Genomic DNA, 22,710 nt, shown 5'->3' on the forward strand with positions numbered 1-22,710 from the left:
ATTATTTTGCAAAAATTATAACAAACAATAAGCTATAAATAAAACTGTATTTGATAAACTTTATTATTTATATTTCATATAGTAAGCGCATATTTTTAAAGATTATTTACATTTCTTAGGTTATTATTTCAAGCGGTTTAAATTTATATTTATCAACACATCGAATTATGCTAGAGTACGAGCTTAGCAGTTGTATCTGATTAGCAACTTGGGAATCTAAAACCTCTTTTCTTATGATGACTACTTATGCTTAAGCAAAATGAAGTCTATTTTTTTGGCAAACTGAATCAATCACGTGATTTTATTTTCTCCGAGAATCTTCAAACTAGCGATAGATTCTTTTGGGATAACTGGTTTAACCGATGCTCCGGCCAAAACAAATTAATTTCATTCACTCAAAAAACATATTCCCCTTTGCAAATTTGGCTATTTTGTATCAAATTACCTGATAGTCTTATTTATACTGGTATGGCTGCTGGTAGTTCTGATAAAATTGGCAGAAAATACCCATTTGTGTTATTTTATAAACCTAGCTCTATTCCCGAATCCCTTGATTCTCTTTTTTTTCTTTTAAAGAAAAAAAACTCCTTTCGCGAGATATTAAAAGAAGGGGAATGTTGTATCGAAGATTTTTACAATAGTGATACAACAGAGAACTCTATCCTCTCTGAATCCTTTCACAACTTTTTATCTGATTCAGACGGCATTGGTAGTTTTTGGCAAGAAATTGAAAGCGGTTACCACATAAAACATGAAGGCATCCCCTCATGCTCACTGTTTAATAAGTTATTTGGATCATAAGTAGATGAACACATTTCCTCGCTGGGACGAACCTATCTCTATCGACAGTCCTGAAGGTGTAAATATCGAATACGATAGCCGCTTTTTAGAACTACAAAGCGTAGCTGAAGGCAAACCAGAACAACAGTATGGTGACACGATTATTCCGGCAGAAGAAGCTGATTGGGCAACGGTAGAAAAGTTATGCAATCAATTGCTAGCCGAGTCTAAAGATTTACATGTCTTGGCTTATTATACACAAGCTCTTACTGCCAAACATGGACTCGTAGGATTCTGTGCTGGTTGCGAAGCAATCAGAGCTAATATAGACCTGTATTGGGAATCAATTTATCCTAAACTAGAGGATGAAGACGGTGAATTTGACCCATTTTACAGGATCAATGCCCTTAGTTCCTTTACCACACTTGATGGCATCATAAAAGAGATTCTTTCATCTAAATTATTGATAAATGGGTTAACCCAACAGCCAATTACTGTAAAAGAAGCTGTTTCTATCCTACAAGGGAATGATCCACAAAATTATCCGGGAGGTAAAGAACGGCTAATGCTCGACATTAGGGTGAATGCCGATACGGGAAAACCTGAATTGGCCGCATTAATTCAAGCATTGGACTGCCTGAAAGATATCCAACGCATTTTCTCGTCTAATTTACAGGATGAACACTCACTTGATTTTGATATTATTCAGAAACCTCTTACCCTAATTCACAAAGCCATCAATTATAATGATGGGAGTACTCCCTCAGTACAACAGATAGAACAGCCTGAGTTACCCTCCGAAACTAACAGCTTGGCTATTACGCAAGAACAATCTATTCAAGAGGCTGATGCATGGCGCCGTCTAAATATTAAAAATCGCGCTGATGTTGATCTGGCTTTAGAGAAAATCTGCATTTATTTTGAAACTCTTGAGCCCAGCCACCCTGCACCACTGTTTATCCGCAGAGTGCAACGACAAATGAATATGAACTTTTATGACATCATGAAAGATATTAGCCCAGAAAGTATTGCCAATTTAGAAGTTTTAATTGGCAAACCAGATGAAGATACAGCAAATTCCTAAAATTAGTAAACCTCATCCACAATTTCGTAAATATCTTTTAGATATACAACATTATTAATTATCCTAAGGTTATAACCATGTCACGAAATAAATCATCAGGTCAAAAGTTTATTGCCCGCAATCGAGCTCCTCGCGTGCAAATTGAATATGACGTAGAGTTGTATGGCTCAGAGAAAAAGATTGAACTGCCTTTCGTTATGGGTATTATGGCAGATTTGGTTGGTAAACCTGTCGAGCCACTGCCTGACTTGGCCGAACGAAAATTCTTAGAAATTGATGTAGACAATTTCGACGAACGCATGAAAGCCCTTAAACCTCGTGTCGCCTTCAACGTAAAAAATACATTGACAGGTGAAGGGAATTTGAATGTAGAACTCGAATTGGAAAGCATGGATGACTTCTCACCGGCTGCAATAGCTAAAAAAGTAGCACCTCTAAATGAGCTTTTACAGGCACGTACAGAACTGTCTAATTTACTCTCATATATGGATGGTAAAAGTGGGGCTGAAGAACTAATTGGAAAAGTCTTAGGAGACAGCGAATTACTAAAAAGTCTTGCAGCCGCGCCCAAATCAACATCCAAAGATGAACAATAGTCTCTAATAAAACTAGAAGTGAAAGTAAATCATGGCTGAAAAACAATTAGATACCCTAGGAAATGGCAGTTCGCAACATGTGTTTGCAACCAATGAATTTGAACAGCTGCTTCAAAAAGAATTCAAACCTAAAACGGAAGAAGCTAAAAGCGCTGTAACTAATGCAGTCGCAACATTGGCTCAGCAAGCCCTACAAAATGCCGTAACCATTTCAGATGATACCTATCAAACCATTGAAGCAATTATTGCCGAAATTGACAGAAAGCTTTCTGAACAAATCAACTTGATCTTGCATCATGAGGATTTTCAAAAACTTGAAGGTGAATGGCGCGGCCTACATCATTTAGTGACTAATACCGAAACAGATACTTTGTTAAAAATCAAAGTGTTGCCTATTTCCAAAAAAGAAGTTGCTCGTAACTTAAAACGCTTTAAAGGTACTGCCTGGGATCAAAGCCCACTCTTTAAACGTATCTATGAGGAAGAGTACGGCCAATTCGGTGGTGAACCTTTTGGTTGCTTAGTTGGTGACTATTATTTTGATCATTCTGCCCCTGATGTAGAAATGCTCAATAGCCTTGAAAAGATTGCCGCGGCTGCGCACTGCCCATTTATTGCAGGTGCCTCTCCCAAGTTAATGCAAATGGAATCCTGGCAAGAATTAGCTAATCCGCGCGACTTAAGCAAAATCTTCCAAAATGCCGAATATGCTCCATGGCGAAGCCTGCGTGAATCCGAAGATTCACGTTATATCGGTTTAGCCCTACCTCGTTTCCTGTCTCGCCTGCCTTATGGTGCCACAACAAATCCTGTAGACGAATTTGACTTCGAAGAAGAAACAGAAGGTGCAGATCACAATAAATATACTTGGGCTAATGCTGCTTATGCAATGGCAGTAAATATTAACCGCTCATTTAAATACTATGGCTGGTGTACCGCTATTCGCGGTGTGGAATCAGGCGGTATCGTTGAAAATCTTCCCTGCCACACATTCCCAACCGATGATGGTGGGGTAGACATGAAATGCCCAACAGAAATTGCTATTAGCGACCGCCGCGAGGCAGAACTGGCTGCATTGGGCTTTATGCCATTAATCCATCGTAAAAACACAGATTTAGCAGCATTTATCGGTGCCCAATCTTTGCATAAACCATCTGAATATTATGATCCAGATGCTACTGCTAATGCACGTTTATCTGCTCGCTTGCCTTACTTATTCGCATGTTGCCGTTTCGCACACTACTTAAAATGTATTGTTCGTGACAAAGTTGGCTCGTTCCGTGAGCGTGATGACATGGAACGTTGGTTGAACGAATGGATTATGAATTATGTAGATGGAGATCCTGCTAACTCCACCCAAGAGACAAAAGCCCGTAAACCATTGGCTGCAGCAGAGGTAGTTGTAGAAGAAGTAGAAGATAATCCAGGATACTACACTTCTAAGTTCTTCCTGCGTCCTCATTATCAACTTGAGGGACTTACCGTTTCTCTACGCTTGGTTTCCAAATTGCCTTCGACTAAACAAGAATAGTCAGGCTTAGTTTATTTAGTTGGGTATATTTAGTGCCCTGTCGTTAAATCGCTTGTATTTTTTAACTAGGAGAGTAAAAAATGGCTATTGATATGTTCATGAAAGTCGAAGGTGTAAATGGTGAATCAAAAGATTCTAACCACAAAGACTGGACTAACATCGAAAGTTTTGACTGGGGTGCAGAGCAACCTGGTTCAATGACTAGTGGTGGTGGCGGTGGTGCCGGTAAAGTCAATTTCAATGACTTGACCGTAGTTGCCGCTATCGATAAAGCAGCTCCAACCATTCTGAAAAACTGCGCTACCGGCCAACACTTGAGCAAAGTAGAAATTTCTGTTTGCAAAGCTGGTGGTGAGCAAATTGAATACTCACGCACCACATTGGAAGATGTCTTGGTAACCGGTGTGAAATTCATCGGCGTACAAGACAATGATGCGCTGAAAATGCGTTATTCATTCCAAGCTGCAAAAGTGAAAAACCAATATTGGGAACAAACCGATAAAGGTTCTAAAGGTGCTGAAGTTCAAATGGCCTTCAACATCAAAGAAAATAAATCTGCATAATTGATATGTAGATTTCATTGAATAAGCCTGACTTAAAAGGCATTTTTAAGTCAGGCTTTATACATAATGACTTTACTTTTTAGACGACATTACTTCTTACTGAAAAATTAGTTCTAGCTGTAGTTGCTATTCTTTTAAATAAATAAGGAATTATTGAAATGGATTTGAAAACTAAATTATCAGACATGATTGAGCTTGTGCGTTCAAATCCTGACAATCAAGAACATCGTTTAGCGCTGATTCAATATCAGTGTCTGTGCGCAAAATGGGAACAGGCTTTAAAACAGATTGGGCAATACCAAAAACTCTTTCCCGATACTCAAAAGCCCCTGATGCTCTACCTTATTGAAAATATTTCTGCTGAAATACGTCGCCAAGCAGTCTTTGAAACACAGCAAAAACCCAAAACTCTAGAACAGCACGCAAGTAAACTTGATATTCTTCAAAAGCAACTCTCTTTAGTTGCCCATGTTTCAGAACAGAAAAACAAGGCTCTTGTCGATGATTATACTGTGTTATCTGAGAATATAGACGGCTCCCCCGTACATATTACTTACCTTTTAGCAGATAAATCAGTTTCTGAAATTGATAGCAACTGGATTATGGATGGAGACGTACGTACTGCCTTCGTTTATGAATATTTCTATCAAGGTCACTATTACTGGCAAACATGGGATTCTATTGAAAATATTTCTTTTAAGGCTCCAAGTTCCTTACTGGACATCATCTGGAGAGCGTCTGAAATTAAATTTACTAATGGTGAGTGTATTCAATGTACTAGTCCTGCTCGCTATACTGTTATGCCTGGTGAGGAAACAGCATGGTCAGATCTGCTAATGAAGTGCTCACAAACTGACTGGATTGAAATAGCAGAGCAACTCTTTACAGGGGTTGGTCAAAAAACTTTGTATACCGATAACCATGATTTTGGCCTTTTAGATATTCGTAATATTAGATTTGAACAAAATCATTAAAATCTATCCATCCTTCAAACTCAGCAATTAAACATGTCGCAATTCAAAAATCAACTGTTACCCTCTTTATTTGACAGACTAACAGATGAAGAACCGCGCAGAAAAAAAGAGGCACGCTCCGATCAGGTCATTAATCTTGATCAATATCAGCAAGCAGTACTGCGTGATATTCTTTATCTACTGAATACATGCAACATGCAAGCAGAAACTATGGGGATTGACCTAACTGAAAATGTACGCTCTTCTACATTAAATTATGGTATCCCTCCCCTTTCTGGTATTAATTTTTCTGATATTGAATGGCAAGATGTGGAACAGAACATCAAACAAGCCATCATCGATTTTGAACCGCGTCTTGAAAATAAGACTCTACAAGTGATCGTAAATACCTCAGACGATGATGACGATGCTTTACACAATAAACTCATTATTGAAATCAAAGGTTACCTGAAACTCAATCCTTATCCTAAAGAATTCTTGCTCCGAACCAGCATGGATGTTGAAACAGGATTGTTTGACTTATTAGATGGGGGAAATGGGGCTTGAATAATAAATTACTGTCTTACTACAACAAAGAGCTAACTTTTCTAAAGGAAATGGGTAAAGAGTTTGCAGCCCAATATCCTAAGATAGCCTCAAGATTAGCTTTAGATACAACTGATATTCCTGACCCCTATGTTGAAAGACTCTTGGAAGGGGTAAGTTTTCTTACTGCACGCACCCAACTTAAACTGGATGCGGAGTATCCTCGTTTTGTCCAAAGAATCTTAGAAGTTGTTTATCCTGACTTCATCAATCAAAAACCGGCTGCAGCTATTGTCAATCTAGAGCCTACTAATCAATATAACGCTGATGTGATCAATCTACTGGAACGAGGCAAAATATTAAGGTCTCTGCCTATTGATGAATTTAAAGTAAGTTGTCCATTTTCTGTAACTAAAACTACTGAAATTCTGCCACTTCGTATTGAAAAAGCCACATACACTGACTCAATAGGTTATTTGCCAAACACACTCCCTGCACTCAAACAATCCTCTAGTAAGAAAGTACAATCTGCCTTGCGTTTGGATTTTTCATTGAGCGTACCAGGTGCATGTTCAGAGATGTTGCCAGATGAATTATCTATATTTTTGGGTTCAGAGCTTTCCAAATCATCTTCATTGCTGTTTCTATTGGCTTCTGAATGCGTGGGCGTTGTTTGTCACAGTTACGAAAATCCAAAACAATGGTATTACCCATTACCTACTACACCAGAACATCGTGGTTTTCGAGAAGATGAAGCCTTATCATTTAATTTAGATAAATCGGTGAGTGCATTCCGAATTATGCAGGAGTATTCACGCCTACCGGAAAAGTTTCTATTTATTTCTCAAAAAAATATTAAACAAGCCATCCAACAAGCCGAGAAAAAAGGATACTTGCCTAAAGTACCCGAACATTTAGAGGAAATCGTAAACGATAAGGGAGTAAATAAAAAAATTATTACTTATCGTAAACGCTATTTTAGTCTTTCATTTTTATTCAGTAATAAAATACCTGAATTAACTGAGCTGATCGGTGTAGATGATTTTTCTGTAAATGCCGTACCAGTCGTCAACTTATTCAGAAAAAAAAGCTCACGCTTTCCGGTAAATATTCAAGATCAGGAGCACCATGTCGTTATCGACCGTACCCAGCCCCTGAATTATGAAGTCTACGCTATCGAGCAAGTAAAAGGCTTTGATACCAACAACCTTCAAACCGTAGTATTTTCACCGATGTACAAAGCACCGGATATAGGACTCTTTCCAGAAGCCCAAACTCAGCATGCTTATTTTTCTGCTCGTCGTGCTGATAGAGTACCATCCGAAAACTCAGCTAAAAATGGTTTTCGCTCTTCCTATTTAGGTAGTGAGGTATTTTTATCTCTTGCTAATAATCAGAATTACGCCTTTAATTCAAACGTACAGCACCTTTCTGTCGACGCTTGGTGTACAAGCAGAGATTTGCCTCTAATCATGCCTCGAGACGGAGAATCTGACTTTCTTATTGAGGGATTTTTGCCAGTCAAATCGATTAAACTGATTTCTAAATTAACAAGACCTCAAGAAGCAGTAAGTGAAGATAGGACTCTTTGGTCATTTTTAAATCAATTAAGTTTAAATTACCTGTCTCTTTTAAATACTGATAAAGAAGATGCACCTGTTGCTTTAAAAGAGCTTTTAACAGTATTTGTTTCTTCTGAAAGTGATTTACTGAAAAAACAGATTGAATCAATTACACGAGTTGAAACCTCAATTATTAACAAAGTAGTCCGTCATTATGGAGTTGCCGCCCCTATCCGAGGAATCAACATTACCGTTACACTGGACGAAGCTCAATTAGGCGGCGTCCATCCTTTCCTATTTGGATCAGTTTTAAACCATTATTTCCGACGTTTGGTGTCTATTAACTCATTTGTACAACTGCGAATTGACACGCTCCAGCAAGGTCATATTGCTACTTGGCCGTCTGAAATTGGGGAGAGGATGATTATATGAGTCCAGTCAACCCAAAAACAGATTTTGGTGACTCATTAGACAATGCTTGGGATGAAAAACTTACAGTCTTTTTAAATAAAGTTTCCTCTCAACCATATAAGTATGATTATTTTTCACTCTTGCGCCAGCTTGAATCCGTTAAATTTATTACTGCTGGGCTAATATTAGGCAAAGCCATTAGCCCCAAAATGGAGAAAATAAGGATCCGCCAAAATCCTTCGCTTACTTTTGCCCCACGCAATCTCCAATCGGTAACCTTATCACCACATTATGTAGAAATTTCCATTAATGGATTTGGTCTGTTTGGCCCATCTGGTCCACTACCGCTACATTTAACCGAGTATGCTTATGAACGCCAACATCAACACGGTGACCGGGCATGGACAGGTTTTGCAAACATGTTGCAACACCGCCTGGCTATCTTATTCTATCGGGCATGGGCCAATGCCCAAAGCATTACATCTTTAGATAAAAATGCTGAAGACCGCTTCGGAAAATATATTGCCAGTTTTAATGGCCTTAATATTCCGACCACACATAACAAAGGTTTAATTCACGAATTTGCTAAACGTTATTTTTCCGGTCTATTAATAAAACAAAGCCGATCTGCAGTCAACCTGCAACAACTGCTCACTCGCTATTTCCAAGTTCCCGTTAACATTCAAACTAACGTAGGGTACTGGGTTGAAGTCGAAGAAGAGAAAACGCAAATTGGGATTATGGGCAACTACACACTGGGGGACGGTTTACTACTAGGTGACAAACTCTATGATATGCAAAGTAAATTCCGGATTATTATTGGCCCCCTTACTCTACCAGCCTACCAATCATTCTTTAAAGACGGTATTAATGCAGCCCGTTTACGCGAATGGGTTCGTTTATTTGCCGCAGAAGAATATGAATGGGACATCCAACCTATTCTGATGCAAAAAGAAGTTCCACTGATGGATTTAGGAGGAAACACTCAACTCGGCTTATCAACTTGGCTGGGGAATGTTTCCCGAGATGCAGAAGACTTGATTGTCAGCAATCATTAATCAGCTTTTCAGACGGCCATCGTCGATAAAAGCTTTAGAAAACTATTTTGGACATATTTGAAATAATTTAATTAAGGACGTCTTATGTCAAACATCAGCCGCAGCGTATTATTTGGTAAGTTAAATACTACTTTGTATAAAACTTTGGAAAATGCCTATACCTTCTGTCGTCTTCGAGAAAACAGCTATGTTGAATTAGTACACTGGCTACACTCTCTACTTCAAACTGAAAAAACAGATATCTTCTGCCTGATAAATCAGTTTAACTTAGATGAAACCAAAGTACGAAAAGATGTATTGGCTGCCGTAGAAAAACTGCCTGTTGGTGCTACTGCCGTTATTGACTTCTCAGAACATATCCAAACCCTTGTCGAACAAACTTGGACATACAGTTCACTAAAATTTGGTACAGACAAAATCCGTACGGCTCATATTTTCTATACCATGCTGCAAAATAAAACTTTGCAGGGTATTTTGGCCAATATTTCATCTGAATTCCTGAAAATCAAACCAGAGACATTGGCAAACAATATTATTGCTATTACTGCTAACTCTGAAGAAAATCTTGATGTTACCAAAAATGCCTTATCTTCAGAGCCTAATGCTACTCACAAAGAAAGTGCCTTAGCTAAATACGGCAGCAATCTTACCGAAAAGGCTAAAAATGGCGAAATAGATCCAATCACAGGCCGTGACACTGAAATCAGACAAATGATTGACATCCTAATGCGTCGCCGTCAAAACAACCCGATTCTTACAGGTGAAGCCGGTGTTGGTAAGACTGCTGTGGTTGAAGCTTTGGCATTACGTTTAGCTGCCGGAGATGTTCCGCCTGGGTTGAAAGACGTTCAATTAATTCTATTGGATATCGGTTTGCTCAAAGCTGGTGCCAGTGTTAGCGGAGAATTTGAATCACGCCTCAGAGCAGTTATGGATGAAGTAGAATCAAGCCCAACCCCAATCGTGCTATTCATCGACGAAATCCATACTTTAATTGGTGCCGGTGGAGCTGCCGGTACTGGTGATGCTGCCAACTTACTCAAACCTGCATTAGCTCGTGGCAAACTTCGTACTATTGGTGCAACCACATGGGCAGAATACAAAAAATATTTTGAAAAAGATCCTGCCCTAACTCGTCGCTTCCAAGTTGTACAAGTAGATGAACCCGATGAAGAAAAAGCCATCAACATGCTTAGGGCATTGAATGCTTCTCTAGAAAAACACCATAAAGTGATCATTCTTGATGAAGCAATCCAGGCTGCTGTAAAACTTTCTCACCGCTATATTCCAGCACGTCAGCTCCCCGATAAAGCTGTAGGCCTGATTGATACTGCCTGCGCACGTGTTGCAGTCAGCCAACATGCTGTACCTGGAAGCATTGAATATCTACGCAAGAAGTCAGAAGCATTAAAACTTGAGCAAGCAAATTTAGAACGTGAGAAAAAACTCAGTTTTGATTCTGAAGCTAGAATCACAAATATTGGTAAAGAATTAACTGAGGTTGAAGGCCGTCTGAAAAAATTAGAAGACAGATGGAAATCTGAAGCAGACTTAGTTGCCAAGCTATTGGCTGTACGTGAACAAATCATGCAGGTTGAACAAGAAACAACCGATGAAGAAAATAAACAGTTGCGTACCCGCCAAAAAGAACTGGTTACTAAATTGAAAAAACTGCAAGGCGCCCAACCTTTGGTTATGCCGTTAGTAGACAGTCGTACGGTTGCTGACGTTGTAGCAGACTGGACTGGAATTCCTGTCGGAAAAATGATGAAAGACGAAGTTGAAGCTGTATTACAGCTTGCTGATACTTTAAATAAACGCATCATCGGCCAACGCCACGGTTTGGATGCGATTGCCCGCCGTATTCAAACTTCACGCGCTAATCTAGACAATCCCAACAAGCCTATTGGTGTTTTCATGCTTGCTGGCCCTTCCGGTGTGGGTAAAACCGAAACTGCACTGGCTCTAGCCGATACATTATATGGTGGTGAACAAAACGTGATTACCATCAACATGAGTGAATATCAAGAAGCTCATACTGTATCCACTTTGAAAGGAGCTCCTCCAGGTTATGTCGGCTATGGTGAAGGTGGCGTATTGACTGAAGCTGTACGTCGTAAACCTTACAGTGTTGTCTTACTTGATGAAGTAGAAAAAGCACATCCAGATGTTCATGAAATCTTTTTCCAAGTATTCGACAAAGGCTGGATGGAAGATGGCGAGGGCCGCTATATCGACTTTAAAAACACTATTATCATTCTTACCACCAACGTTGGTACAGATTTAATTATGGATATGTGTGATGATCCCGAAATGTTGCCTACCCCAGAAGGTCTAACTAAAGCCCTGCGTACCCCCCTGCTGAAAACTTTCCCAGCTGCTTTATTAGGCCGGATGCAAGTTATTCCTTACTATCCGCTATCCGATGATATGCTCTCAAAAATTGTTGAATTGCAATTAGACCGTATCGTAAAACGCATTAAAGATAATCATGGCATCGATCTACACTATACCCCTGAAGTGTTAAAACTAATCACTTCACGTTGTACAGAAGTTGAATCAGGTGGCCGCATGATCGATGCAATTCTTACCAATACGGTTCTACCACAAATCAGCCAAGAACTACTTACTTGCGCAACACAGGGGAAACAAGTTTTGAGCGTAAATATCGACATAAGCAATCATGACTTCAATTACCAATATAAATATAAACTTAGAAAGAAAAATACTTTATAATTCTAAGCAGAATAAGAAATCTTAGTATTCGATCGACAGTCATAGACCAACTAGTTCCTAAAGTCTAGGCTGTCGATTAATTTAAAATTTCTATCATTAAATACAATCACTATTGATGTACCTAGGTAACCAAAATGCATGGAAAACTGATAAAATACACATCATTTGTAATGATATCTTTGATGGTAAGCGCATGTGCGTCCAACCATAAACCGCCAAAAGAATCTGACGAAAGTGGAGAAAAAATCGATGTCCAAATTATAGTTTCTCCCGATGTCAATCCAAATTTAGTTGATCAACCCTCCCCTATCAGATTGGATTTGTATCAACTGTCATCTGATGGTGAATTTAAAAAAGCAAACTATTTTGATCTTACTAATAATGCTAAAGAAACTTTAGGAGACAAATTAATTCAACAAAACCAATTCATGTTACACCCTGATACGGTTTCTGTATTACCTATCAAGATGGATTCTCATCTGAAATACCTAGGTGTTGTTGCCAGTTATCGTGATTTGGATAATAGTCAATGGAAATTAATTTTATTAAAACAAAAACAACGATGGTATCAGTTTGGTAAACACTATTTCTACGTGAATATTGGGAAAAATGAATTATATCAATTATCGAAATCAGAGATGCAAGAAATGCTAAAAGAATATAAAGAGCGCCATCCTGATGATCTGTTTATCAAAGAAAATGGGAAAACTCGTAAGAATAATAGTGACCTGAGCAAAGGCATTTTCCGCGAGGAATAAATACTTATATATAAATAATTTGAGGTTGAATGCATGGCAATTGAAGCAAAAGTAGTTTGGTCAGAGGGAATCTTTATTACCCCACAGCATTTCCAGCAATTTGAACGTTATCTTGAGTCTGGATTACGTCAACTAGCTGTTTCTAAAGAAGGTTATTTTTGGGGGTTTTCATCTTTAGTACTGGATTCAGACAGCCTTAAACATGGTGTTCTCGGTATTCTTGAAGCAGAAGGTATTTTTCCTGATGGTTCTATATTTGTGTTTTCCCAAAAACAACTTGAAAATTTAAGCTTAAAAGTACCTGCAAACATAAAAGATACCAAAGTTTGCTTAGCCATTACTCTGCCATCCTCTGTCAATAATGAGATTGACTTTCTAAATCAAAATTCTGCTCACTCTTACCGATATAAAGCATTTGAGAAAACCCTTGCAGATACAACAAACTCTGAATTAGACGGTCGCCAAATTACACTAGCAGATCTTAATCCTACATTGATTTTAGAAAATGATTTAACTAGCAATCAAACTGCCCTTCCTATTGCAGTTATCCGATCCAGTTCAGCAGACTTTGAAATCATTCTAGACGAATCATATATTCCACCTTCCCTAGGAAGCCAAAAGCAACAACACCTAAAAGCTTACATTTCAGAAATATACGGCTTATTAATGCAAAAAAGCAATAGTCTAGCTAACGCTGTAAACGACCCAAATACCGGAGGTTCTGTTGAAGTAATGGACTTTATGATGCTTCAGACCATCAATCGATATCTGGCTTATTTGCATCATGAAAATGAAGGCGCTCGTCAAACTCATCCAGAACAATTATTTGTCAACTTATCAAAATTATGTGCTGATTTAATGACTTTCCTTCCTTCACGCAAAGTAGGAGATGTTCCTATTTATGAACACAATGATCTAGCATCATGTTTTGGTAAATTATTTTTTAACTTGCGCAAATCACTGTCTATTGTACTTGAACAAAGAGCAATTAGAATTCCATTAGATCTGCGTGATGAAGCAACCCGAGTCGCCCAAACTCCTGATCAAAGCTTACTGGATAAAGCTTCATTTGTCCTAGCCATCAAAGCTGATATGCCTAACGAAGCCTTACGCCAAAAAATTCCAAGTGTAGTAAAAATAGGTACTGTAGAAAAAGTTAAGGAATTGGTTGCTTACCATTTACCTGGAATTAAAGTTCATGCGTTATCCGTGGCACCAAGAGAATTACCATACCATAGTGGTTATGTTTATTTTGAATTAGATAAAAAACATGAATTATGGGATATGTTTGATACTTCCTCAGGTATGGCTTTCCATTTGGCTGGTAATTTCCCTAATTTAGATGTTGAATTTTGGGCGATTAAGTCTTTAAGTTAATTTGATTTAATTTGGAATTTCATTATGAATAACCAGAATAATACTGCAAACAACGCAGTAAATGTTTATAACCCTTTAATTGAAGCTGCTAAACCTGTTCTTATCTTGGCTAACTCTATGCAGCAAACTACTAGTCAATTATCTACTGACAGCCTAATTAATAAATTCTCTCTCTTAATTAATAATTTTGAAGAGAATGCTGAAAAAAATGGAGCTAAATATGATGCCATTCAGGCTGCAAAATACTGTCTTTGTACATTTGTAGATGAATTAGCAGTCCGTGCAGGCTGGGCTGATGAAACTTGGTCAAAGAATAGCTTATTGGTATCTTTTTATGATGAAACTTGGGGTGGAGAACGTTTTTTTGAAATCATTCAAAATTTGAAACAAGATTCTGATAAGAATATTGATTTATTAGAGTTTATGTATTTATGCCTGCAATTTGGTTACAAAGGTAAGTACCAGGTTCTAAACAATGGGGAGCTTGAGATCGATAAAATTAAAAGGGACTTACTTGCCTTAATTCACAGTAAACGACCTGACCAAACTGTTAATCTTTTTAAACATAACCCGATTATTACAAATAATATTCAAAGGAAACGCAGGCTTGCTATTCCTTTATGGGTAGTAGGCGTATTAGGAGCTGTTGCATTAGGTGTAGGCTATTTTACAATGCAATGGTCATTAGGAGATAAATTCAATACAGCCAGTACAAAAGTAAACAGCCTCAAACTCCCTTCAGTAATCACCAAACAACAGGATACACAAAAAACAGTCCGACTACGGCCTTTATTGGAAAATGAGATTGCTAGAAAATTAGTATCTGTGGAAGATTTTCAAGACAGAAGCACTGTTACTATTTTAGGTGATGGCTTATTTGAATCCGGCTCTGCACAAATTCAAGACCAATATTATCCTGTTTTGGCTGCGGTTAGCCAAGCCTTAGATAGTGTAGAAGGACAAATTATTGTTACGGGATACACTGACAATCAGCCAATTCAGAGCTTAAATTTTCCATCTAACTGGCATTTATCACAGGCTCGGGCAGACGCAGTAAAAGAAATTTTATTGAATTACGTTAAAAATGGCGGAACACGCATCCGTTCTGAAGGACGAGGCTCGACCGATCCTGTCGCACCAAACGATACTTTGGAAAACAGAGCTAAAAACCGAAGAGTTGAAATTACATTATTTACTACAGAAACTGGACCCAAACTAGGTAGTTCAGTCGAAATAAAAAACGATACCTCCAATTCTCAACCAAACGGTAGTGTAAGCACACAATAATCTATTTTAGATTGATACGGAAAAAATAGACATGAAAAAAATTATTTATTTTCTAGGTTCTCGCTCTTTATGGGTGATGTTGGGTATTACCGGCCTGATTATATTAGTATGGTTTATTGGACCATTGATCTCCATAGGTGAAGTTCGCCCTTTAGTAAGCAAAACTATTCGTTTTGCAGTGTGTACCATTATTATTGGTATTTGGTTGGCTAAAGCTATATTTCGCCAATATCGTGAATCTCGACGAAACGCTGCTTTATTGAAAGAAATTCGAGCAGCACAAGAGCCTATTTTAAAAAGTGCAAATGATGTTAGCTCTATGAGTCGCCAGTTTGCTGAAATGGACAAAGTATTAAAAAATGCTAAATTTTCTAAATCTAAAAACAGTTTGTTGGCTAGACTAGAAGAAGGTCAATACCTTTATCAAATGCCATGGTATGTTGTCCTAGGGGCAGCAGGATCTGGTAAGACAACTGCACTCAAACGCTCTGGTCTTAACTTCCCTTTAGAGAGCACTTTAGGGACATCTGTAAGTGGCCTAGCAGGTACACGAGATTGTGATTGGTTTCTGTCGGATGAAATAGTATTTCTCGATACAGCTGGTAGATTATCTTTACATGACAATCATAGCAGTAAAGACTCTAGCGACTGGGAAGAGTTTGTAACGCTGCTACAACGTTACCGACCGAAACAGCCAATAAATGGCGTATTGGTTACTGTAGGTGTAGATGATTTGTTGGGCGGGAAAACCAATATAACAGAAATCTCAGTAGAACTGCGTAAAAGAATCCATGAAATGCATACTAAATTGGGTATACATTTCCCAGTTTATCTTATGATAACCAAACTGGATTTATTGCATGGTTTTAATGAATTCTTTGACCATCTAACTGAAGAACAAAGAAATCAATATTTAGGGATTCCTCTATCTAATACCGAAGGAATGGAAACTCCTATCGCTACTGCTTCTAATGCCTTAGCAGATATTGTAGATAAATTACGCTCCTCTATGTTGGGCACAGTTCATCAATTAGAATCCACTGAAGATAAGGCTGCAGCTTTTGCATTCCCCGAGGAATTTGAGCGCCTTAATCAAGCAGTACTTTCCCTATTTAAAGAGCTGTCTAAATCTTCAAAATTCGAGCAACCTATCACATGGAGAGGTGTTTATTTTTCAAGTGCAACACAAACAGGACAACATCTCAACCCTATACTGGAAGGTTTGCAAAGTGATTTCCAATTATCTAAAAAATACTTGGATTCAAACCAGACCTCTACTCAGAATAACGAACATAGCTTTTTCTTAAATAAACTATTTGCTGACGTTATTCTTAGCGAGGCAAATTTAGCTGGTGAGAATAAATCTTGGTTTGTCAAAAAACAAATCTTGTATTGGCTAGGTATTGGAGCTATTGTAGCTGTTGTAATTGCATGTTTAACAATGATGCTGAATAGTTACTCCAATAACCAATCATATCTTGAACAGGTTGATAAAAAAGCAACTGGCTTAGCTTCAGATGTAAAAAAATATACAGACGGCCCTGATTTACTTAAGGCTGTAACATTTGCTGAACAAGTTAGAGATACAACTACCAGTAAAGAAATTCCAGATTTATTATCCCCTCCGCTCAGCTATCGTATGGGCCTTTATCAAGGCAACCAAATGAAAGATGTTGGGGAGTCAGCCTATTATAGAATTCTTCAAGACAACGTAATGCCATTAATCAGCTATAAGTTAGATGAACTTCTACGCACAGCTAATGGCTCCAACAATATTAATAGCTATGATGCATTAAAAGCTTATCTTATGATGTTCCACAAAGAACATTTTGATGCTGCTTTTATGCAAAACTGGTTAATGTCCAATTTGTCTAAAACAGAATCATCAGGTATGAGTGACCAACAAAAAAAATCTGTTGAAAAAGCTCTGAATCAGATTCTTTCAAAACAAAGCATTACACCAAGCGTTCCCTATGATGAAGAATTAGTAGAACGTCGTAGACAGGAAATTGCGCAAAGAGACATTGCAACCATGGTATTAGAAGATACCATAAATACAGTTACTCTCTCTGGAAAGGGAGGAGTTACACCTGTATCTTTTTCAAGTATGGGTGGTGTGCAAAGTCACTTGCTATTCCGACGTAAGACTGGTGGGGCTTTAAAAGAACCTATTAACTTTATTTATACCAAAGAAGCCTACATTACTAAAGTTTTACCTGCTATGGTTAAATCTGCAGAGCAGTTTTTTAATGAAGACAACTGGGTATTAGGTGACTATGCTTCTTTAAGTCAAAGCAAGGCATCTGTCCTTTCTGATGCCCAAAGAATCTATTTCAGTAATTACATCAAAGTTTGGAATAGTTATTTATCTGATTTGTCATTAGTAACACCAAAGTCATCACGAGAGAGTACTCAAATTGCTAAGCTGCTATCTGAAAAGAACTCACCTTTAGTCAATATTATTAAAGGAATTAGTGATAATACGACTTTAACTATTGACAAACGAATAACAGAAAAAGCTGGAAGCAAAATTACTGATTGGTTAAATAGAGCAGGACTCTCGAAACTCTTAGAGAGTGAAGAGGGGAATAATGTAAAGAATGAATTAGCTGCTTTAAAACAAGCAACTCCAGTCGATGATGCTTTTGCAGATTTCCATATATTAACTGAAACCACTAATGATCAACCTCCAGCTATTAATAACGTTACAGAAGCTATAAATGATTTATATGTTTATTTAGTTGCCGTTAATGTTGCTGTAGAAAAAGGAGTGGACTTACCACCTGATGATCCTTTCGTAAAATACAAGGCTGAAGTAAATAGACTGCCACCTCCCTTTCGCCAAATGTTAGATAACTTTTCTGAAATTATTCTGAAAAACACTAACAAAATTGTTGATGAAAAAATTTTATCTACTTTAGAAAAACAAATGGCCACATTGACTAATAGTTGTCAAGAAATACATCAACAAGGATACCCTTTCGATAAAGGATCGGAGGACAATGTCGCATTAGAGAGTTTCACCAGTATATTTGGTCCCAATGGTATCTACAGTAAATTTACCAACTTGACTGGTGAAGCTGCCGTATTGGCACGCTCAGAAAAACTGGAAACTTTAACTGCTAAAAATGATGCGTTTAAAGATCGTTTTGCAAAGCTAAATGATATAGCAGACATTCAACAAGGGTATTTTGATAAAGGGTCAGAAACTCCTACATTCGACTTTTCGATTAAAGTTTTAATTCTCGATACCAGTTTAGAAAGTGTAAATATTTCATATGCAGGTAAGAGCTATGTATACAGCCATGGTCCTGTAAATCCTGTAACCTTTACTTGGCCATCGAAGAGTGAAAATGCTTTAGCTAAAATAGACATCTCCTCTCCCCAAATTAACAGCGCAGGTATTAGTTCAACTGGGCCTTGGTCAATCTTTCGCCTTATTGAAAAAGGTAAAATTATTCGCCAAACAGGAAATACTACCGTTGTCGAATACAATATTAAAGGAAAAAATGTTGTACTTGAATTTACTACTTCTACTGCCTTCAATCCCTTTAATTTAAGTAAATTAAGGAATTTTCAGTGTATTTAAAAGTCTCAATAGAGATGTAAATAATATTGTCTAAAATATTACATTCGCATATTTTATCCCTATTTAAAATATAGTATAAAAATACTTGTAACCGGAATATTGGTTTAAGATTGACAAGGAGTTTCCCGAAATGAATAGAACTATCGTTGCTCATACGCCTTTGGGATCACAACTATTATTCAAAAAAATGCTTGGAACAGAATCCGTTTCAAATCTGTTTGAGTTCAATATTACATTGGTCTCCCAAAACCCAAATTTACAAGGCAAAGATATTATTGGTCAGTCTGTAACATTGGAAATTGATACCGAAGCAAGTAATCCTCGTTACCTAAATGGTCTAGTTACCGATTTTGGCTACATTGGAGAAGATGAGGATGAAGAAGGTTATCATGCCTATACCTGTACCACTCGTCCATTCATGTGGTACCTCACTCAAAATACGGACAGCAGGGTTTTCGTTGATAAGTCTGTATTAGATATCGCTAATGAAGTCTTAGCACCATTCGGATTCCCATACCAGATAAAATGTCAAAAAGGGTATCGAACAAGAGGCTTTTGTGTTCAATATCAAGAAAATAGCTTTGATTTCTTAAACCGCCTATTTGAACAAGAAGGTATCTACTATTATTTTGCCCACAGTAACGGTTCACATGAGCTGGTTATTACTGATGATGTCGGTGTTTTAGAAGCTATTTCATCCCCTAACATCCCCTACCACTCTCGAAATACTGCACCAGGGGCACCAAATATTGCCTATATTGATATTTGGGAAGAACGAGATGCTTTAAAATCTAGTCAATTTGTTACTCAAGAATACAATTATAAAAATGCCAAAGTACCGATGATGTCTTCAGACTCAGTTCATGACTTTAATTCGGTATCTATGGAACACTATGACTTCTACACAGGTTTTAGTGATGTGGCAGAAGCACAAAATTACAGTCAGGTTCGTAGTGAAGATTTGAAAAGCCAAACCAAGATTATTACTGGCTCAGGCACTGCACTGACACTTGCTCCAGGTTATACGTTTATCCTGAGCAAACACCCTCATGCATCTTCCAATACCGAATATACTATTTTAAAAGCTGATTATGATTTCGAAGAGGCAGGCTATACGTCTGGAGACCGTATTGGCAAATTTAGAATTTCATTCCGCGTATTACCTAAATCTTATCCATACCGCCCTCCTCTTAAAACTCCCAAGCCAAAAGTTTTAGGGACACAAGCAGCTACGGTAACAGGACCTGCAGGTGAAGAGGTCTACACCAATGAATATGGCGATATTAAAGTCCAGTTCCACTGGGATCGCTATGGAAAAATGGATGAAAACAGTTCCAACTGGGTACGAGTAACTCAGGGCTCTGCTGGTGCTGGCTATGGCTCTATTAATACACCACGCATTGGCGAAGAAGTACTGGTTGATTTTATTAATGGCGATGCTGATCGACCTATTGTATTAGGCCGTCTGTATAACAGCGCAATGTCGCCACCATGGGGATTTCCTGCTGCAGCTAAGCAATCCGGTATCAAGAGTAAAAGTTTTAACTCTCCATTAGCCAACTTTAACGAACTGATGTTCAATGATACTGCTGGGTCTGAAATGGTCAACTTCCAGGCACAGAAAGACTTGACCTCACTTGTTAAGAACAATGAAACCCGTAACGTCAACAACGACCGAACCACTACAATTGGTAATAATGAAACTGTAACAGTAGTAGGTGATCGAGCTAAAACCGTTCAAAAAAACGAAACTGCCTCAATTACCCAAAACCGTACCAAATCAGTCGGCCAAAACGAAACTTCCAGTATTACCCAAAACCAAAGCATTAGTGTTGGTCAAAACCAAAGTACTTCTGTGGGTAAAGATCAGAGTGTTTCTATCGCTAAAAATCGAACCCATTCTGTTGGTCTCGATGAAAACATTGGCATCGGAAAAAATCAGGCTTTAACCGTAGGCTTGGATCAAAACGTTTCTATCGGCAAAAATCAAGCGTTGACCGTTGGTGCCAATCGTAACAAAACCATTGTATCCAACGAGGTAAGCAGCATTGGTGGCAATAAGCAGGAAACCGTCAGCCTAAATGGTATGAGCAACGTTGGTATCGGACAAATGACCAACATTGGCGCTGGCTATATGCTAAACGTCGGAGGTGGTTGGATGACCAACGTTGTTGGTGCCGAAATGCATAGCGTTGGCCTAGTTATGGGACTTAATGCAGGTTTAAATATTGGCCTTAATGCCGGCAATAAAATTACCTTATCTGCTGGGAGCAAAATTACCCTTCAAGTAGGCAACTCAATGATTGTAATAGATAAAAATAAAATCTCTATCGTTAGTAAAAAAGTTAAGATCGTTGGCACTAGTGTAGTAGATATGGACGGCAAAAAAGTCGATATCAACTAAAAGAAAAGGTATATCAATGTTCGAATTGGAGAACTTTACCTGCTTTCATACTCAGCAATTTAAAAACATCGACCAGTTAGATCGAACGTATGATGTTGTAGTTGCTAAAGTCAGTTATGAGTTTGAAATCGATCCTGTAACTGGAAAAACTGTACTTGAGTTTGCCCAAACGCAGACTCCTCTTACATTTGCAGATACGTTTTACGGTGAACCATCTCAAACTTCAACGCAGTTTGAAAGCGACTTTTGCCTTTATAAACCTAAAACTGATTTAGTGGTCAATGCAATCGCCTATGCACCTGATGACACTCCCGCTCGGCAACTTGCCGTAGCGGTGAGTGTTGGCGATTACCAAAAGAGTCTGGCTCTTACTGGCGAGCGCTACTGGGTAAGAGAGATAGCCGGATGGTCTCTAAGCGAACCAGATCCTATTCTCTCCTTACCTATCCGCTATGAATTTGCCTTTGGAGGTAGTGCAGTTGAAGACGATCATGAGGGACATCAGCAAAATCCTGTCGGTATTGGTTATTATCCCAAATCCCAACTCAAACAAAATGGGTTCAAACGAATATTAAAGGCCCACCAGATTTATGACCCAAGCCATCCGGTACGAGATCCTGCTGAAAATGTTGCTCCCGAAGGATTCGGCTTTATGCCCCGTTATTTTGCGCAACGGGCACAACACTCAGGTACTGCTGATGCAGAATGGATTGCTAACCGTGCACCTTTATTGCCGAAAGATTTTTCTATGGCTTATTGGAACGGTGCTCATCCTTCCCTTCAATTGCCACATCTAAAGCCTAACCATATCTATACACTGGGATTTACCGGCATGGTACATTCCTTTCAAGCGCCCAATCAGTACTTTACTGTCGATCTGCCGGTAGAGACTGTATTTGTACATGCCCATACTGCATCTAATATGTCTTTGTGTAAAGACATGGTGTTGGATACCGTACTCGTTGATGTAGAGCAACGCCGCATTGACTGTACATACCGGGCTTCTTTTGCAGAAGAGCTTGAAATTTCTGCATGTCAACTCAGGTTTATTGCTCGACATGAACGGGCAGAACAAATTGCAGCCGCAGTTGCATGCCGTATTTCAAAAGACAAATTTATCCCGATACCGCCTTCTCTTGCGGCACTCGCGTAAACAACTAAAAGGCCGTCTGATTCCCAACCAATTGCAGCCAACTTTTCAGACGGCCTCTATATTCACAACAGGAGCACCCCATGGCCGTCAATAAAATCGCCCGTAAAAGTAGCAAGTTCCGCGTTGTCTTTACCGTCCCCGATTTCTGTTGGCCGCCTCCACCCGCTCCCCCTTCCGTTCCACCCATCCCCTTCCCACTCTTTGCCGACCTCGGCGGTGCCAAGACCGTTGCCAAAGACGTACGCCTCAACCGCAAACCTGCTTTTGTCTTTAATGCCAGTAAGACGGATAAAACTTATGGCGACGAAATCGCCCTTCCGGG

The 22,710-nt window shown here is 38.6% G+C and carries 17 protein-coding genes; all 17 read left to right on the top strand.

Annotated features, from left to right (window positions below):
• Window positions 1-246: 246 nt before the first annotated feature.
• Window positions 247-801, top strand: a complete 555-nt coding sequence (locus ACTHTY_RS07085; RefSeq protein WP_440367001.1) for a TagF domain-containing protein — start codon at window positions 247-249, stop codon at window positions 799-801.
• Between the two features lie 4 nt (window positions 802-805).
• Window positions 806-1,864, top strand: a complete 1,059-nt coding sequence (gene tssA / locus ACTHTY_RS07090; RefSeq protein WP_440367002.1) for a type VI secretion system protein TssA — start codon at window positions 806-808, stop codon at window positions 1,862-1,864.
• A 77-nt stretch (window positions 1,865-1,941) separates the two neighbouring features.
• Entirely contained in the window at window positions 1,942-2,460 is a 519-nt protein-coding gene (gene tssB / locus ACTHTY_RS07095; RefSeq protein WP_371510096.1) for a type VI secretion system contractile sheath small subunit, read from the top strand.
• 31 nt (window positions 2,461-2,491) lie between these two features.
• Entirely contained in the window at window positions 2,492-3,991 is a 1,500-nt protein-coding gene (tssC, locus tag ACTHTY_RS07100) for a type VI secretion system contractile sheath large subunit (RefSeq protein WP_204788583.1), read from the top strand.
• An 80-nt stretch (window positions 3,992-4,071) separates the two neighbouring features.
• On the top strand, window positions 4,072-4,554 hold the full coding sequence (locus ACTHTY_RS07105) for an Hcp family type VI secretion system effector (protein ID WP_003761730.1): 483 nt from the start codon (window positions 4,072-4,074) through the stop codon (window positions 4,552-4,554).
• Between the two features lie 158 nt (window positions 4,555-4,712).
• Window positions 4,713-5,528 (top strand): type VI secretion system accessory protein TagJ, encoded by an 816-nt coding sequence (locus ACTHTY_RS07110; protein ID WP_440367006.1) that lies wholly within the window; start codon window positions 4,713-4,715, stop codon window positions 5,526-5,528.
• Between the two features lie 33 nt (window positions 5,529-5,561).
• A complete protein-coding gene (tssE, locus tag ACTHTY_RS07115) occupies window positions 5,562-6,074 on the top strand; it encodes a type VI secretion system baseplate subunit TssE (RefSeq protein WP_440367008.1) in 513 nt (170 codons plus the stop codon).
• Window positions 6,071-8,047 carry a type VI secretion system baseplate subunit TssF gene (locus ACTHTY_RS07120; RefSeq protein WP_440367010.1) on the top strand — a complete coding sequence of 659 codons (1,977 nt, stop codon included), beginning with the start codon at window positions 6,071-6,073 and terminating at the stop codon, window positions 8,045-8,047. Before tssE ends, ACTHTY_RS07120 begins: the two co-directional genes overlap by 4 nt.
• Entirely contained in the window at window positions 8,044-9,084 is a 1,041-nt protein-coding gene (gene tssG / locus ACTHTY_RS07125) for a type VI secretion system baseplate subunit TssG (RefSeq protein WP_440367013.1), read from the top strand. The genes ACTHTY_RS07120 and tssG overlap by 4 nt, the downstream gene beginning before the upstream one ends.
• Window positions 9,085-9,168: 84 nt before the next feature.
• Window positions 9,169-11,820, top strand: a complete 2,652-nt coding sequence (gene tssH / locus ACTHTY_RS07130; protein ID WP_440367014.1) for a type VI secretion system ATPase TssH — start codon at window positions 9,169-9,171, stop codon at window positions 11,818-11,820.
• A gap of 134 nt (window positions 11,821-11,954) precedes the next feature.
• Window positions 11,955-12,578, top strand: a complete 624-nt coding sequence (gene tssJ, locus ACTHTY_RS07135) for a type VI secretion system lipoprotein TssJ (RefSeq protein WP_440367016.1) — start codon at window positions 11,955-11,957, stop codon at window positions 12,576-12,578.
• Between the two features lie 33 nt (window positions 12,579-12,611).
• Window positions 12,612-13,955 (top strand): type VI secretion system baseplate subunit TssK, encoded by a 1,344-nt coding sequence (gene tssK, locus ACTHTY_RS07140; protein ID WP_440367018.1) that lies wholly within the window; start codon window positions 12,612-12,614, stop codon window positions 13,953-13,955.
• 24 nt (window positions 13,956-13,979) lie between these two features.
• Entirely contained in the window at window positions 13,980-15,242 is a 1,263-nt protein-coding gene (gene tssL, locus ACTHTY_RS07145) for a type VI secretion system protein TssL, long form (RefSeq protein ID WP_440367020.1), read from the top strand.
• Between the two features lie 31 nt (window positions 15,243-15,273).
• Window positions 15,274-18,831, top strand: a complete 3,558-nt coding sequence (tssM, locus tag ACTHTY_RS07150; protein ID WP_440367021.1) for a type VI secretion system membrane subunit TssM — start codon at window positions 15,274-15,276, stop codon at window positions 18,829-18,831.
• Window positions 18,832-18,961: 130 nt separating this feature from the next.
• The gene (locus tag ACTHTY_RS07155) at window positions 18,962-21,235 is read left to right on the top strand and encodes a type VI secretion system Vgr family protein (protein ID WP_440367022.1); all 2,274 of its coding nucleotides are present in this window, start codon (window positions 18,962-18,964) and stop codon (window positions 21,233-21,235) included.
• A 16-nt stretch (window positions 21,236-21,251) separates the two neighbouring features.
• The gene (locus ACTHTY_RS07160) at window positions 21,252-22,388 is read left to right on the top strand and encodes a DUF2169 family type VI secretion system accessory protein (protein ID WP_440367023.1); all 1,137 of its coding nucleotides are present in this window, start codon (window positions 21,252-21,254) and stop codon (window positions 22,386-22,388) included.
• 80 nt (window positions 22,389-22,468) lie between these two features.
• A partial coding sequence (locus ACTHTY_RS07165) for a PAAR-like domain-containing protein (protein ID WP_440367025.1) occupies window positions 22,469-22,710 on the top strand: 242 nt, incomplete at its 3' end.

Origin of the sequence: Neisseria sp. P0019.S002 (assembly GCF_051957155.1) — a bacterium.
Lineage (GTDB): Bacteria > Pseudomonadota > Gammaproteobacteria > Burkholderiales > Neisseriaceae > Neisseria > Neisseria perflava.